Annotated in this window: 16 protein-coding genes; 8 read left to right on the plus strand and 8 right to left on the minus strand. The window is 68.3% G+C overall.

The window, feature by feature from the left end; translation table 11 throughout:
• Positions 1–123: 123 nt before the first annotated feature.
• Complete coding sequence (locus ACXMYJ_RS27310) at positions 124–402, minus strand: hypothetical protein (RefSeq protein ID WP_260757479.1); 279 nt, start codon at positions 400–402, stop codon at positions 124–126.
• Between the two features lie 253 nt (positions 403–655).
• Here ACXMYJ_RS27310 and ACXMYJ_RS27315 point away from each other — a divergent pair, with 253 nt between their 5' ends.
• Together ACXMYJ_RS27315 and ACXMYJ_RS27320 are read left to right on the plus strand one after the other, a co-directional pair.
• A complete protein-coding gene (locus ACXMYJ_RS27315) occupies positions 656–1,708 on the plus strand; it encodes a 3-deoxy-7-phosphoheptulonate synthase (protein ID WP_260757966.1) in 1,053 nt (350 codons plus the stop codon).
• A gap of 105 nt (positions 1,709–1,813) precedes the next feature.
• Positions 1,814–2,353, plus strand: coding sequence for a hypothetical protein (locus ACXMYJ_RS27320; RefSeq protein ID WP_460359361.1), 540 nt, complete (start codon positions 1,814–1,816; stop codon positions 2,351–2,353).
• A gap of 11 nt (positions 2,354–2,364) precedes the next feature.
• On the opposite strand, the gene ACXMYJ_RS27325 is transcribed toward ACXMYJ_RS27320, so the two are convergent.
• The 4 genes from ACXMYJ_RS27325 to ACXMYJ_RS27340 all read right to left on the minus strand — a co-directional run bounded on the left by ACXMYJ_RS27325 (position 2,365) and on the right by ACXMYJ_RS27340 (position 4,750).
• On the minus strand, positions 2,365–2,721 hold the full coding sequence (locus ACXMYJ_RS27325; protein WP_260757481.1) for a thiocyanate hydrolase: 357 nt from the start codon (positions 2,719–2,721) through the stop codon (positions 2,365–2,367).
• 18 nt (positions 2,722–2,739) lie between these two features.
• Positions 2,740–3,402, minus strand: coding sequence for a thiocyanate hydrolase subunit gamma (gene scnC, locus ACXMYJ_RS27330; protein ID WP_396885405.1), 663 nt, complete (start codon positions 3,400–3,402; stop codon positions 2,740–2,742).
• A gap of 79 nt (positions 3,403–3,481) precedes the next feature.
• Positions 3,482–4,321, minus strand: coding sequence for an SH3-like domain-containing protein (locus ACXMYJ_RS27335; protein WP_443189405.1), 840 nt, complete (start codon positions 4,319–4,321; stop codon positions 3,482–3,484).
• A 138-nt stretch (positions 4,322–4,459) separates the two neighbouring features.
• Positions 4,460–4,750, minus strand: a complete 291-nt coding sequence (locus tag ACXMYJ_RS27340; RefSeq protein ID WP_260757483.1) for a WhiB family transcriptional regulator — start codon at positions 4,748–4,750, stop codon at positions 4,460–4,462.
• A 392-nt stretch (positions 4,751–5,142) separates the two neighbouring features.
• Here ACXMYJ_RS27340 and ACXMYJ_RS27345 point away from each other — a divergent pair, with 392 nt between their 5' ends.
• From ACXMYJ_RS27345 to ACXMYJ_RS27355, 3 genes are all read left to right on the plus strand, one after another.
• Entirely contained in the window at positions 5,143–5,943 is an 801-nt protein-coding gene (locus ACXMYJ_RS27345; RefSeq protein ID WP_443189403.1) for a tetratricopeptide repeat protein, read from the plus strand.
• Positions 5,944–6,095: 152 nt separating this feature from the next.
• On the plus strand, positions 6,096–6,674 hold the full coding sequence (locus tag ACXMYJ_RS27350) for a sigma-70 family RNA polymerase sigma factor (protein ID WP_260757485.1): 579 nt from the start codon (positions 6,096–6,098) through the stop codon (positions 6,672–6,674).
• The gene (locus ACXMYJ_RS27355; RefSeq protein WP_260757486.1) at positions 6,667–7,785 is read left to right on the plus strand and encodes an anti-sigma-D factor RsdA; all 1,119 of its coding nucleotides are present in this window, start codon (positions 6,667–6,669) and stop codon (positions 7,783–7,785) included. The genes ACXMYJ_RS27350 and ACXMYJ_RS27355 overlap by 8 nt, the downstream gene beginning before the upstream one ends.
• A gap of 28 nt (positions 7,786–7,813) precedes the next feature.
• Here the strand turns inward: ACXMYJ_RS27355 and ACXMYJ_RS27360 are convergent, their stop codons facing one another.
• Positions 7,814–8,218 carry a DUF5319 domain-containing protein gene (locus ACXMYJ_RS27360; RefSeq protein ID WP_040540522.1) on the minus strand — a complete coding sequence of 135 codons (405 nt, stop codon included), beginning with the start codon at positions 8,216–8,218 and terminating at the stop codon, positions 7,814–7,816.
• Between the two features lie 147 nt (positions 8,219–8,365).
• Here ACXMYJ_RS27360 and guaB point away from each other — a divergent pair, with 147 nt between their 5' ends.
• Both guaB and ACXMYJ_RS27370 read left to right on the plus strand, forming a co-directional pair.
• A complete protein-coding gene (guaB, locus tag ACXMYJ_RS27365; RefSeq protein WP_260757487.1) occupies positions 8,366–9,919 on the plus strand; it encodes an IMP dehydrogenase in 1,554 nt (517 codons plus the stop codon).
• Positions 9,920–9,959: 40 nt separating this feature from the next.
• Positions 9,960–11,087, plus strand: coding sequence for a GuaB3 family IMP dehydrogenase-related protein (locus tag ACXMYJ_RS27370; protein WP_260757967.1), 1,128 nt, complete (start codon positions 9,960–9,962; stop codon positions 11,085–11,087).
• Between the two features lie 3 nt (positions 11,088–11,090).
• Here ACXMYJ_RS27370 and ACXMYJ_RS27375 read toward each other — a convergent pair whose 3' ends face one another.
• Entirely contained in the window at positions 11,091–11,699 is a 609-nt protein-coding gene (locus ACXMYJ_RS27375; protein ID WP_396885218.1) for a TetR/AcrR family transcriptional regulator, read from the minus strand.
• A gap of 72 nt (positions 11,700–11,771) precedes the next feature.
• On the opposite strand from ACXMYJ_RS27375, the gene ACXMYJ_RS27380 reads away from it, so the two are divergent.
• Complete coding sequence (locus ACXMYJ_RS27380; RefSeq protein WP_460359362.1) at positions 11,772–13,508, plus strand: FAD-dependent oxidoreductase; 1,737 nt, start codon at positions 11,772–11,774, stop codon at positions 13,506–13,508.
• Here ACXMYJ_RS27380 and ACXMYJ_RS27385 read toward each other — a convergent pair.
• Entirely contained in the window at positions 13,472–13,645 is a 174-nt protein-coding gene (locus ACXMYJ_RS27385; RefSeq protein ID WP_460359363.1) for a hypothetical protein, read from the minus strand. The two genes, ACXMYJ_RS27380 and ACXMYJ_RS27385, sit on opposite strands and share 37 nt — an antisense overlap.
• Positions 13,646–13,789 lie beyond the last annotated feature (144 nt).

A 13,789-nucleotide genomic window follows, 5' to 3' on the forward strand; every position in this document is an offset into this window, starting at 1 on the left:
GGATCGTCGCCGCGCCCACCCCTCCAACTCGGCCCGCTCGTCAGTGGTCAAGACAATCTTCGCGGCATGAGGTGTCGGCACAACCCAGTCTAACAACTAGATCGCAATTAATGACTCAGGACACTAGGCGGGCTTACCGGCGGGGTCGATCGGCGTATAGGAGAAGGCGCCGTCCAGCTCGTTCCTCCAGGCGAGCCCCATCTGCACCAGCTCCTCCGCCGCGGCGAGGTGCTCTTCCGGCACCTCGGGGCGGTGGGCGATCACCTCAGCGGCGGCACGGTGGCGTTCCTCGGTCCGGGAGTCTTCGGCGACGGCCGCCAGCCACCGCTGGCGCGCGGCGTCCTCGTTGTCGGTGTCCTCCGCAACAGGTCCGTTCTGCGGGCTCTCGGGTGAATCGCTCATCCGGCCATTCTGTACGCCGCCGACGACGGTTTGCCCGGAGCCGAGGCACGGGTATAGCCTGGCCGACGTGAACATCCGCGTGTGCGCCGGCTATTGGCGCTTTATCCAGGCTCCGGGCGGAGCCGATAAAGCGCAGCACTAAGCAACGCATCCACCCGGAGCCCAGGCAGTGACCAGCAGGTCGCTGCCTTTCGTCATTCAAGGGCGCCGGATAATTCATCAGGTGCCCACTACACGGAAAGGCACCTTCGAGATGACTCTGGCGCAGACCGCCACCCCGCCCGCGACGTCGGACCGGCGCATCCGCGGTTTCAGCGCGATCCCCAGCCCGCACGAGGTGCTCACGGAGTTCCCCCTGGGCGCTCGGCGCGCCGAGCGGGTGGCCCGCGACCGTGACGAGATCGCCGACATCCTTGCCGGGCGGGACGACCGCCTGCTGGTCGTGGTGGGGCCGTGCTCGGTGCACGACACGGTGGCGGCGCTGGAGTACGCCGGCCGGCTGGTCAAGATCGCCGACGAGCTCAAGGACCGGCTCAAGATCGTCATGCGGGTGTATTTCGAGAAGCCGCGCACCACGATCGGCTGGAAGGGCCTGATCAACGACCCGGGGATGGACGGCACCTTCGACGTGGCCCGCGGACTGCGCATCGCCCGTCAACTGCTGCTGGACATCATCGACATCGGTCTCCCGGTGGGCTGCGAATTCCTGGAGCCCACCAGCCCGCAGTACATCGCCGATGCGGTGGCGTGGGGTGCGATCGGCGCCCGCACCACCGAATCGCAGGTTCACCGCCAGCTGGCGTCGGGACTGTCGATGCCGGTCGGCTTCAAGAACGGCACCGACGGCAATATCCAGGTCGCCGTTGACGGGGCGAAATCCGCAGCGGCACAGCATGTTTTCTTCGGGATGGACGATATGGGGCGCGGCGCTGTGGTGAGCACCGCGGGCAACGAGGACTGCCACGTCATCCTGCGGGGCGGAACCGCCGGACCGAACTGCGACCCCGAGTCGGTGCACTCGGCCGCCGAGAAGCTCGTCAAGGCGGGGCTGCCTGGCCGGGTCGTGATCGACTGCAGCCACGCCAATTCCGGCAAGGATCATCTGCGTCAGGCGGCGGTGGCCGCCGAGGTGGCGCAGCTGGTGCGTGACGGGCTGCCCGTCTCCGGAGTCATGCTGGAGAGCTTCCTGGTCGCCGGGGCCCAGGCGCCGGAGGCGAGCCCGCTCACCTACGGACAGTCCGTGACCGACAAGTGTATGGACTGGGCTGCAACGGATCTGGCGCTGCGGGAGCTCGCTCGACGCTAGCCCGCTCACGCGGGGCGCCGGCGCGGGGTGGGGTCGAAAGTCCCTATCGCACCGCTCGTCCGTGGCCGCAGAATCGCAGTCACGGACGAGCGGAACGGATGCGACATGGCGCAACTGATGACCCGGCGCGCCGCCCTCGGCGCGATAGCGGCCGGGAGCGTTCTCGGTATCGGATACCTTCTGCGCGCGCTCGCGCGGCCGCCGATGCCGGACATCCGGCTCACCCAGGGCCCCGGCATGATGGACATGCGGACCTATATGGAAATGTTCCGGCGCCACAACGAGTTTCGGCGCTCTGTCGAAGAGACCCCGGGCGGCGTCCGCACCGTCACCGAATCGGATGCGCCGGACCTCGTCGCACGGTTGCAGGCGCACGTGGCCGACATGTACGGACGGGTCGACGGCGGCGCAGAGGTCATGTGCATGAGCGAGAGCCTGCCGACGCTGTTCCGGCGCGCCGCCGACTACCGTCGGACCCTCACCCTGACTCCGGCGGGCATCATCGCCGAGGAGACCTCCGCTGACCCGGCGATCACCGCCGCGATCCGGGAACATGCGCGCGAGGTGTCCGGATTCGTCCACGACGGGATGCCGGCCATGATGGGGCCCATGATGAGGGGCCACGGAATGATGGGGCCGCCGTAGCGCGAGGCAGCCTAGGATTCGAGACGAGCGCGCACGGCCGCCATCCGGCGGGCCAGCGTCGCCTCGTCGATGACGCCCCGCGCGATGAGCGAATGGGCAAGCGACATCAGCTGGTTCTCCGGGTACGGCAGGTCCGCGTACAGCGTCGCCGACAGCGCATCCTCCTCGTCGCGGCGGTCCTTGAAGCCCGGAACCTCCGGGGTGGCCGCGCACGCGGCCCGGTCGAGCGCGTCGCAGAAGCCGTCGAGGCTGGTTTTCCACGGCGGCAGCGGATTCTCCACGCCGTACTTGGCCGCCATGCGCGGCCATACCTGGTTGCGCTCGACGATCTGCTCGAGCGCGGCCGGTCTGTCCGGTGATGTCGTCATCGCGAGGCGGGCTCCTGGTCAATCGGTGATCGGGTGGACGGCCGGCCGGGTGTCGACGATGACGTTCGTCGTCACCCCGGGCCGGGGGAGTGCCACGCCGATCAGGCAGTCCCGCGTGACGATCTCGGCCAGTTGATCCTCATCCCAGTCCTGCGTGCCGGCGGGGCGCATGGGCAGCACCATGAACCGGTGCTTCTGGTTGGAGTCCTGGACCCGGACATCGACGTCGTCGGGCAGGTACAGGCCGAACTCGGCGAGTACCTGGCGGGGCCACCGGACGAGCCGGCGACGGTAGTTCGGGGTGCGGTACCACTCAGGGGAGTTGCCCAGGATCGGCCGCGGGTAACAGGAGCACAGCGCGCACACGATCACGTTGTGCAACGTGGGGGTGTCGGCGAGGATCTGGAAAGCGGTGAAATCGCTGGGGGTTCCGAATCCGGTGGGCTCCATCCAGTCGACCCCGACCTCCTTGCTGGCGGTCATCGGTTCGTTCAGTGCCAGCCGCTCGAACTCCGGATCCAACCACGCTCTGGCCACCAGTCGTGCCGCGGGCGTCGGGCCGATCTGCTCGGCGAACTCGGTGAAGCGGCGATGTTCCTCGGCGGTGAAGATACCCTTCTCGATGCACAGTTCGCGCAGCGCGATCTCGAGCACCTCGAAGTCGGTGATCTCGTCCACCATCGGCTTCACGGTTCGGTCGTGGTCGTGATCATGCTGGTGGTCGTGGGACACGCAGAATTCCTCTCGGGCGCTGGGTGATTCAGTTGGCTAGCTCAAGCCAGCGTTCGGGGATCTCGGTTCGCAGGACGTCGGTCGGCGTCCCGGTGTAGCCGTGCCACAGGTCGGCCATCGGGAAGGCGACGACGTAAAACCACTCCGCTTCGGCATCGGGCCGGTCCCAGGTCTCGTCCTCGGCCGCGGGGCTCTCGTAGGCGACAGTCGCGATCTCGCCGACGGCACCGCGTACGTACTCAGGGGTGCGGGTGTAGAAGATCACCGGAAGGTCGCGGACCCGCACCGGGTCGCCGACGGCAAACTTCGGCCCACCGGCCAGACCCGCATACACCTGCGGGTCGCCTTTACCGACGGCATGCGTGTGGTGAGTGTTGCGCCTGACTTGTGAACCGTCGCCCACGCACTTGGGCGCAGCCTCGAGTTTCCCGTCTTTGATGCCGTCGGTGTATCGGGCCGCGACCTCGGCCATGCGCTCGCTCAGTTCGCCGAGACCGATGTGGTGTTTCTCCACCAGGACCCGGGCGACGGCCAGCAGCCAGCGGCCGTAGTACGGGAGGCCGAGATACTGGGCGCGTCCGACGTCGACGTTACCCATCCGGCGTCGCTCCTCGGAGAGCCAGATGCCGCGCCAGGCGAGCACTTCACAGATGACGTAGGTCATCTCCTCCCACTGCTCGTACTGCTTGTTCTCGTACTTCATCGGGGCGTCCGGTTCGCCGCCGACATCGTGAACGGGTTTGAGATAGGCCGTGATTCGCGCGTGGTCGAGGAGGTCGGGGGTGGGTGCGTCGGGAAGCTCCGGGAAGGCGGACTTCAGCCGCGCCACGAGTTCCAACTGAGCCGCGCGCTCGGCCGCAGTGCTCATGCAATCCCCTTCGTCTGGCACCCGTGGTCGCTCTATGGTCGCAACCAGGGGCTCCGGGCGGGGCCGAATTCGGCCGGATTGACGACGAGAGCCCGCCCCGGGAATGACGACCCGGGGCGGGCTCTCGTGATTGACGTCTCAGGCGCTGCGGCGAATCCCTCGCTTGAGCAACAGTTCACGCTCGGACTCGCTGAGACCGCCCCAGATGCCGTACGGCTCGCCGACGGCCAGCGCGTGCGACCGGCATTGGGTGATCACAGGACAACGTCGGCACATCTCCTTGGCGCGCATTTCCCGCTGTGCGCGGGCGCGGCCGCGCTCGCCATCGGGGTGGAAGAACATCGCGGAATCGACACCCCGGCAAACACCCTGCATCTGCCAATCCCAGATGTCGGCGTTCGGACCGGGCAGCTGCTGCGGCTGCGGCATTGGAAAAACCCCTCCCTGCAGACTCTTTCGCGGCACTGTCCGCGCGAGTCGTTGGAACAAATCCGAGCACAGTCGCCGATGACCACTCGTGCACACAACGTAGAAGGGCTTCGGAATTGCCGTCAATACCCTCGTTGTGTGCGAAAACGCATATGCGCAGGCAGAAAATTTACATCACGTTCATCCAAGCGACGTTTAGCCAATGCGAGCGGTGCTAGAGGCCGTGTCCACCCGCCGTTGTGACCGGTCATTTCGGCCGTTGGCGTCGCGTGCGAGAGGGCATATGGCAACGTTTGTCCAAGCGGCCGTTGACATTGCTGTAACACGCCATCCATGAACTGTTAACTGACGAGATTTTCAAACGATTTTCGGATTGATAGCGTCGCGGTTCGATGAGCACCGGTGCCGCGATTCCCGCAAACGGCCTCCGGGCCGTGGCGTTCGGCGACCGGCCCGGCGCCTGGCCGCTCCCGCCCGCCTCGGGGCCGTACGAGTTGTGGTTGCGCGCCGTCGCGGCGGGCGGGCAGGGCCGCTACGCGAGCGCCGTGGCCGACCTCCAGCGGCTGAGACGCGGTCCGGCCCCGGCCGGGTTGACCTCCCTTTCACTGAGCACTCAGGCGTCGTTCCTGCGTCAGCTGGGCTGGCATGACTGCGCCCGCGCGTGGGACGGCAGAGCGGCCGCTCTGGCGGACACGGAGGAGTCCGAGGCCGACGCGCTGATCGGCCTGGCCGCGGACGCGCTGGGGGTGGGCCGGTTCGCCGCGTCGGCGCGCGCCCTGGAGCGCGCCGGCGCCGTGCTGGACAAGGGGGGCGCGCCGCGGCTGTCGGTGCGGTTCGCGTGGGTGTCGGCCGAGCTGGCGATGTTCCGCGGTGACGGCGACGAGGCGGTCGGCCACGCCGAGCGCGGGGTGGCTGCCGCCGCCGGGTACGCGTCGCTGCGGCATGCGGTCAAGTCGCAGGTGGTGCTCGCGGCCGCGTTGTGCAGTCGCGGTGACCTGGACGACGCCCGCCGGGAGGCCGCGGCCGCGCTGACCCGGGCACGAGAGCACGCTCTGATTCCGCTGCAGTGGGCGCTGGCGTCCCTGCTGGTCGATATCGGGTCTGAGAGCCTGTCCGCGGCGCAGATCCGGCATCTCCGAGACAGCGCGGCCGAGGCCGTGACCAGATGGGGCGGCGTGTGGCGCCCGAGGTAACGAGGTTGTGGCCCCCTCGATCGTTATTGTTTAGCTGAGCCGGCACCGACTGGTACCGACCGATAACCGACTCGTACCGACTGATACCGACTGATCAAGCCACCTCCCCTCCGGGATGTGTCCCCGACGTAACGCTGGAGAACCTGCTCACGATGACAATTTCGGGAGAACGTCTCGATGCTGTCGTTGCTGAAGCTGTCGCCGGTGATCGAGATGCACTTCGGGAGGTGCTGGAGACCATCCGCCCCCTCGTCGTCCGCTACTGCCGGGCGAGGGTGGGGACCGCGGAACGCAGCGGTCTTTCAGCTGATGACGTAGCTCAGGAGGTGTGCTTGGCCGCCATCACGGCGCTGCCGCGTTACAAGGATCAGGGACGACCATTCCTGGCCTTCGTGTACGGGATCGCAGCGCACAAGGTTGCTGATGCGCATCGCGCCGCCGGGCGAAACAAGGCGGATCCGATCGATGTCGTCCCCGAGCGCTTCTCCGGCGAAGCCGGCCCGGAGCAGCTGGCGATCGACTCCGAATCCTCGGCCCGGATGGCCAAACTGCTGCAGGTGCTGCCCGAAAAGCAGCGCGAGATCCTGATCCTGCGTGTCGTAGTCGGCATGAGCGCCGAGGAGACGGCCGACGCGGTCGGCAGCACCGCCGGCGCCGTGCGGGTGGCCCAGCATCGGGCGCTGACGCGGTTGAAGGCGGAGATCACGGCGAACGGGCGCGAACATGCCTGACTTCGGACGCTGGGATGCGGGCGGCGACCCGTCCCTCAACGAGATCAATCGCACCGACCAGTTCCTCGACGCGCTGGCCGCGCAGCAGCAGCCGTACTCGACCGACCACGGTGAGGCCGAGCTGGCACACCTGCTGGCGGGTTGGCGCGACGACGTGCGCGAGACCCCGATGGGGCACGTGCTGACCCCGGAAGACGCGGCCGCCGCGCTGGACCGTGCGACCAGGCCGGCGCCGCGCCGCCGGTTCTCGCTGGCGGTGGTCGGATCTGCCGCCGCGGCGATGCTGGCCATCGGAGGATTCGGTGCGGTGATCGCCGGGTCAGGCCCCGGAGACGCTCTGTACGGGCTGCGGACCATGCTGTTCGGGGAGCAGACCCAGACCCGGGACGACGCGGTGATTCTGGCCGCGCAGACCGAGATGCAGCAGGTGCAGCAGCTCATCGAGCAGGGTGACTGGCAGGGGGCTCAGGAGAAGCTGCAAGCCGTCACGACCACGGTCGCGACCGTGAACGATCTTCAGAGCCGGCAGGAACTGGTCACGCAGTGGCAGGAGCTGACCGTCAAGGTCGAAGCTCAGAATGCCGCTGCGACCGTCCCGCCCGGTGCGCCGCTGCCGACCTTCCCTGAGCTGCCGGCGGTGGTGCTGGACCCGGGTGCCCCGGTGACCAGCGACACCAGCGACACCACCTCCGCGCCGTCGGAGACCACCTCCGCACCGTCGGAGACCACCACCGCGCCTTCGTCGGAGACCACCACGACCGTGCCGCCGACCAGCTCACCGACCACCACGTCGGTCGAGGCCACGCCGTCGAGCACGTCGGCGACCCCCTCTCCGACGTCGACGACGGTTCAGTCGACCACGACGCGGGCCCCGTCTCCGACGTCGACGACAGCGCGCGCACAGCTGCCGACGTCGACCTCGGTGGCCGCGCCGTCTCCGACACCGACCGTGACCCCGACGGCGGTACCGACGCCGAGCGCCACGCCCGTACCGACACCCGCGCCGACGGTCGACGAGGTGCCGCCGGCCACGCCGACCGAGCAGCTTCCGGCTGTGCCGACGACGACCACGCCGATCATCCTGCTGCCGCTACCGGGCGGCGCGGGCTGATCGAGCTCTCGGGGTTGCGGTTGCGCCCTCAGCGATAACCGTCGGAATCCGACGTGGCCTCATTGAGGGAGGCGTCGGCATAGCCGCGGCAGTAGTCCCACGTGACGTAGGAGTCGGGTTCGGGATCGTAGGCGGGCTCGTGTGGCCGGACGGTGCCGTCGACCAGCAGCTGCAACAGGTTGGCGCGCAGCATGTCCCAGTCGTGGTAGTGATCCTGCTGACATTCGTCGCAGCACACGACGAGTCCGCGGATTCCCTTGTGCGCCAACAGTGCTTCGTAGACAGCTAAGTCAGCCAGATCCGCCTCCACGGCGGTGCGCTCCTGCGGATCCAACGGCTGACCGGGCTCCAGGGCGTCGAGCGCCGCCGACGGATCGCTCGGATCATCGGCGAACGGGTCGGGCGGCAATCCTGGTGGCAGGTGGTCTCGCACGTTCCCAGACTACGCAGCCTCCCAGGTATCGCGCCAGCGCACACCCGGCACGTCGCGGGGAATCAAAACGGCAGGCTCGAAGCCGATAAGATGTGGCTTTCAGGTGGTCCCGTCACCTGGCTGCATCTGTTACCGGAGGCCCCACCCATGTCGATCGCCGAAAGCAGCATCCCCATCGCCGTTCCTGTGCCCACAGGCGGCGACGACCCCACCAAGGTCGCGATGGTCGGGCTCACCTTCGACGACGTCCTCTTGCTGCCCGCCGCGTCGGACGTGATCCCGGCGACCGCCGACACCTCGAGTCAGCTGACCCGCAAGATCCGGTTGAAGGTCCCGTTGGTCAGTTCCGCGATGGACACCGTGACCGAGTCCCGGATGGCGATCGCGATGGCCCGTGCCGGCGGGATGGGGGTGTTGCACCGCAACCTCCCGGTCGCCGAGCAGGCCGGTCAGGTGGAGACCGTGAAGCGCTCCGAGGCCGGCATGGTGACCGATCCGGTCACCTGCTCGCCGGACAACACGCTGGCCGAGGTTGACGCGATGTGCGCCCGGTTCCGGATCTCGGGCCTGCCGGTCGTCGACGACACCGGCTCGCTGGTCGGGATCATCACCAACCGGGACATGCGCTTCGAGGTCGACCAGTCCAAGCCGGTCTCCGAGGTGATGACGAAGGCTCCGCTGATCACCGCGCAGGAGGGAGTCTCGGCCGAGGCCGCGCTCGGGCTGCTGCGCCGCCACAAGATCGAGAAGCTGCCCATCGTCGACGGGCACGGCAGGCTCACCGGCCTGATCACGGTCAAGGACTTCGTCAAGACCGAGCAGTTCCCGCTGGCCACCAAGGACAGCGACGGCCGGCTGCTGGTCGGGGCCGCGGTGGGGGTCGGCGAGGACGCGTGGACGCGCGCGATGACGCTGGCTGACGCCGGTGTGGACGTACTGATTGTCGACACCGCGCACGCCCACAACCGGGGCGTGCTCGACATGGTGCACCGGCTCAAGGCCGCGATCGGGGACCGCGTCGAGGTGGTCGGCGGCAACGTCGCCACCCGCGCCGCGGCCGCCGCGCTGGTCGAGGCCGGCGCGGACGCGGTCAAGGTCGGCGTCGGACCCGGCTCGATCTGCACCACCCGGGTGGTCGCCGGTGTCGGTGCCCCGCAGATCACCGCGATCTTGGAGGCGGTAGCCGCGTGCGCACCGCACGGTGTGCCGGTGATCGCCGACGGCGGCCTGCAGTACTCCGGTGACATCGCCAAGGCGCTGGCCGCAGGCGCTTCGACGGCAATGCTGGGTTCGCTGCTGGCCGGCACCGCCGAGTCACCCGGCGAGCTGATCCTGGTCAACGGCAAGCAGTTCAAGAGCTACCGCGGCATGGGCTCGCTCGGCGCGATGCAGGGGCGGGGCGCCACCGGCAACCTGCGTGGTTCCTATTCCAAGGACCGCTATTTCCAGGACGACGTGCTCTCCGAGGACAAGCTGGTGCCCGAGGGCATCGAAGGCCGCGTGCCGTTCCGCGGCCCGCTGTCGACCGTGATCCACCAGCTCGTCGGCGGTCTGCGCGCCGCGATGGGCTACACGGGCTCGCCGACCATCGAAGCACTGCAGCAGGCGCAGTTCGTCCAGATCACCGCGGCCGGGCTCAAGGAGAGCCACCCGCACGACATCACCATGACTGTGGAAGCCCCGAACTACACCACCCGCTAGGGTCTGCAGGGGCCAACACAGGGGAGTGAACATGCGAGACATGGTGGAGATCGGCATGGGCCGGACCGCCCGTCGCACCTACGAACTCGACGACATCAACATCGTGCCGTCGCGGCGTACCAGGTCGTCGAAGGACGTCTCCACGGCGTGGCAGCTCGACGCGTACCGCTTCGAGATCCCGGTGGTGGCGCATCCGACCGACGCGCTGGTGTCGGTGGAGTTCGCGATCGAGCTCGGCCGTCTCGGCGGGCTCGGGGTGCTCAACGGGGAGGGGTTGATCGGTCGCCACGCCGACGTCGAGGACAAGATCGCGCAGGTGATCGAGGCCGGTGAGAAGGATCCCGACCCCTCGGCCTCGACCCGGCTGTTGCAGCAGTTGCATTCGGCCCCGCTGGATCTCGACCTGCTGGGGTCAGCGGTCGCGCGGATCCGCGACGCCGGGGTCACCACCGCGGTGCGGGTCAGCCCGCAGAACGCCCAGGCGCTGACACCCACGCTGGTGGCCGCGGGCATCGACCTGCTCGTCATCCAGGGCACCATCATCTCCGCCGAGCGCGTCGCGAACGACGGTGAGCCGCTCAACCTCAAGACCTTCATCTCCGAGCTCGACGTGCCGGTCGTGGCCGGCGGTGTGCTCGACCACCGCACCGCGCTGCACCTGATGCGCACCGGCGCCGCCGGCGTCATCGTCGGCTACGGCTCCACCGCCGGCGTCACCACCTCAGACGAGGTGCTGGGCATCAGCGTGCCGATGGCCACCGCGATCGCCGACGCCGCCGCGGCGCGGCGCGAATACCTCGACGAGACCGGCGGGCGCTACGTGCACGTGCTCGCCGACGGGGACATCCACACCTCCGGCGATCTGGCGAAGGCGATCGCGTGCGGCGCCGACGCCGTCGTACTCGGCACGCCGCTGGCGGTGTCCGCCGAAGCGCTCGGCGGCGGCTGGTTCTGGCCCGCCGCGGCCGCGCACCCGTCGCTGCCGCGCGGCGCGATGATGCAGGTCGCCGACGAGGAACGGCCGGCGCTGAGTCAGGTGCTCAACGGCCCGTCCGACGACCCGTTCGGCTCGCTGAACCTCGTCGGGGGTCTGGCCCGGTCCATGGCCAAGGCCGGCTATTGCGACCTCAAGGAATTCCAGAAGGTCGGGCTGACCGTCGGGCGCTGAGGCCTACTGCAGGCTGCGCAGCGTGCGGGTCAGATAGTCGTCGACGAGCTCGCCCCTGCCGGTGGAGTCGTCGGTGGTGATCAGCAATGCGTACAGGCCCAGCAGGAAGTAGATGGCGCTGTTCATCGGCGTGACGTCGGCGGCGGTCTCGCCGCGCCGGCGGGCGTTGTCGATCTGATCGGCGACCAACACGATCAGCGGGTGGTCGACACCGTGCTCGGCAGGTGGTCGGGTCGGCGAGAAGTGCAGCGCGAGAAAGTCTTTGAACAGCAGGGCCCCCAGCCGGCGTTCCAGCCCGAGGACCAGCTGCGCGGCCTCGCGCAAGGTGGTCGCCAGGTCGTGAGGGGTCTTGACGAACGACGCGAACCGTTTGGCGATGCGGTCCTCTTCCCGGCGCTCCAGCTCGAGAAGGACGTGTTCCTTGGTGGGGAAGTGGAAGAAGAAGGTGCCGTGCGCGACTCCGGCCGCGGCCACGATGGCGCCGACGTCGGCCTCGTCCTTGCCCGCGCGCTTGAACTCCGCGATCGCCGCGCCCAACAACCGCTCTCTGGTCTGCAGGCGCTTCGCCTCGCGCGCGGTGATGCCCGAACCGGCCCGAGTGGTCACAGCCACCGACCCTATCGCCTACCGAAGTTAGGGTCGCCTTTCTAGCTGGTTACCGGCCGGTAAGTTCATAATGTGCCGATGAAGCCTGACTATGACGTGCTGATCATCGGCTCGGGGTTCGGCGGCAGCGTGAGTGCGTTGCGCCTGACCGAGAAGGGCTACCGCGTCGGCGTGCTGGAGGCCGGCCGGCGCTACGCCGATGAGGAATTCGCCAAGACCTCCTGGAACCTGCGGAAGTTCCTGTGGGCCCCGCAGTTCGGCATGTACGGGATCCAGCGCATCCACCTGTTGCGCAACGTGATGATCCTGGCCGGCGCCGGTGTGGGCGGCGGATCCCTGAACTACGCGAACACGCTGTACGTCCCGCCGGAGCCGTTCTTCAACGACCCGCAGTGGAAGAACATCACCGACTGGCGTGCGGAACTGATGCCGCACTACGACCAGGCCCAGCGAATGCTCGGCGTCGTCACCAACCCGACCTTCACCGACGCCGACCGCATCATGAAGGAGGTCGCCGAGGACATGGGCGTCGGCGACACTTTCGTGCCGACCCCCGTCGGGGTGTTCTTCGGCCCCGACAACGAGAAGACGCCCGGCAAGACCGTGGCCGACCCGTACTTCGGCGGGGTCGGTCCGGCCCGCACCGGCTGCATCGAGTGCGGCTCCTGCATGACCGGCTGCCGCTACGGTGCCAAGAACACGCTGCTCAAGAACTACCTGGGCCTGGCCGAGAAGGCCGGCGCCGACGTGTACCCGCTGACCATGGTCACCGGTTTCGAGCAGCGTCCCGACGGGCTGTGGGAGGTGCGGACCAAGCGCACCGGAGGCAAGCTGCGCCGGCGAAGCAGGACGTTCACCGCCAACCACCTGATCCTGGCCGCCGGCACCTACGGCACGCAGAAGCTGCTGTTCAAGATGCGCGATCAGGGCAAGCTGCCCGAGCTCTCCGACCGGCTCGGCATGCTCACCCGCACCAATTCCGAGTCGATCGTCGGCGCCGGACGGCTCAAGGTCGGCGACGACCTCGACCTCACGCACGGTGTCGCGATCACGTCGTCGATCCATCCGACGCCGGACACCCACGTCGAACCGGTGCGCTACGGCAAGGGCTCCAACGCGATGGGGCTGCTGCAGACGCTGATGACCGACGGCACCGGGCCGCAGGGCACCGACGTGCCGCGATGGCGGCAGCTGATCGACAGCGCGCGGGATGACCCGCGCGGCACACTGCGGCTGCTCAACCCGCGCCGCTGGAGCGAGCGCACCATGATCGCGCTCGTCATGCAGCACCTGGACAACTCGATCACCACGTTCACCCGCAAGACCAGGTTCGGTTTCCGCATGCTCGACAGCAAGCAGGGCCACGGCGAACCCAACCCGAGCTGGATCCCGGCGGGCAACGAGGTCACCCGGCGCATCGCGAAGAAGATCGACGGCGTCGCCGGCGGCACCTGGGGTGAATTGTTCAACATCCCGCTCACGGCGCACTTCCTCGGTGGCGCGGCGATCGGCGACAGTCCCGGGCACGGCGTCATCGACCCGTACCACCGGGTCTACGGCTACCCCACCCTGTCGGTGATGGACGGCGCGGCGATCTCGGCGAACCTCGGGGTGAACCCGTCGTTGTCGATCACCGCCCAAGCCGAACGGGCCGCGTCACTGTGGCCGAACAAGGGCGAGGACGATCTGCGGCCGGAGCAGGGACAGCCGTACCGCCGGCTGTCCCCGATCGCGCCGAAAAATCCTGTGGTGCCGGCGGATGCGCCGGCGGGGCTGCGTCAGATCCCGATCGAACCGGTCAGCTCGGCCGGGTAGCGGATCAGGCACCACATCTCCCGGCCGGACACCACCACCTCGGCGTCACCCAGACCTGCGGGCGCGGCCTCGGTATCGGTGTGTGTGTCGATGACGACGCTGATCTCCACCTCATCGTCGGTGCCGGACAACACCATGCGCACCGTGCTCGACGCATGAGTTGCCCTGTGTCAAGCCGCCCTGGGTTGATCCTGGTTGATCAGCTTTTGGAGGGCCCTGTGTTGGGTGGGATCGTAGGCGACTTCGTCGTGCCAGCAGTGCCAGAGGATGTAGAGCCAGGC

It is taken from the genome of Mycobacterium sp. ZZG (assembly GCF_054786995.1).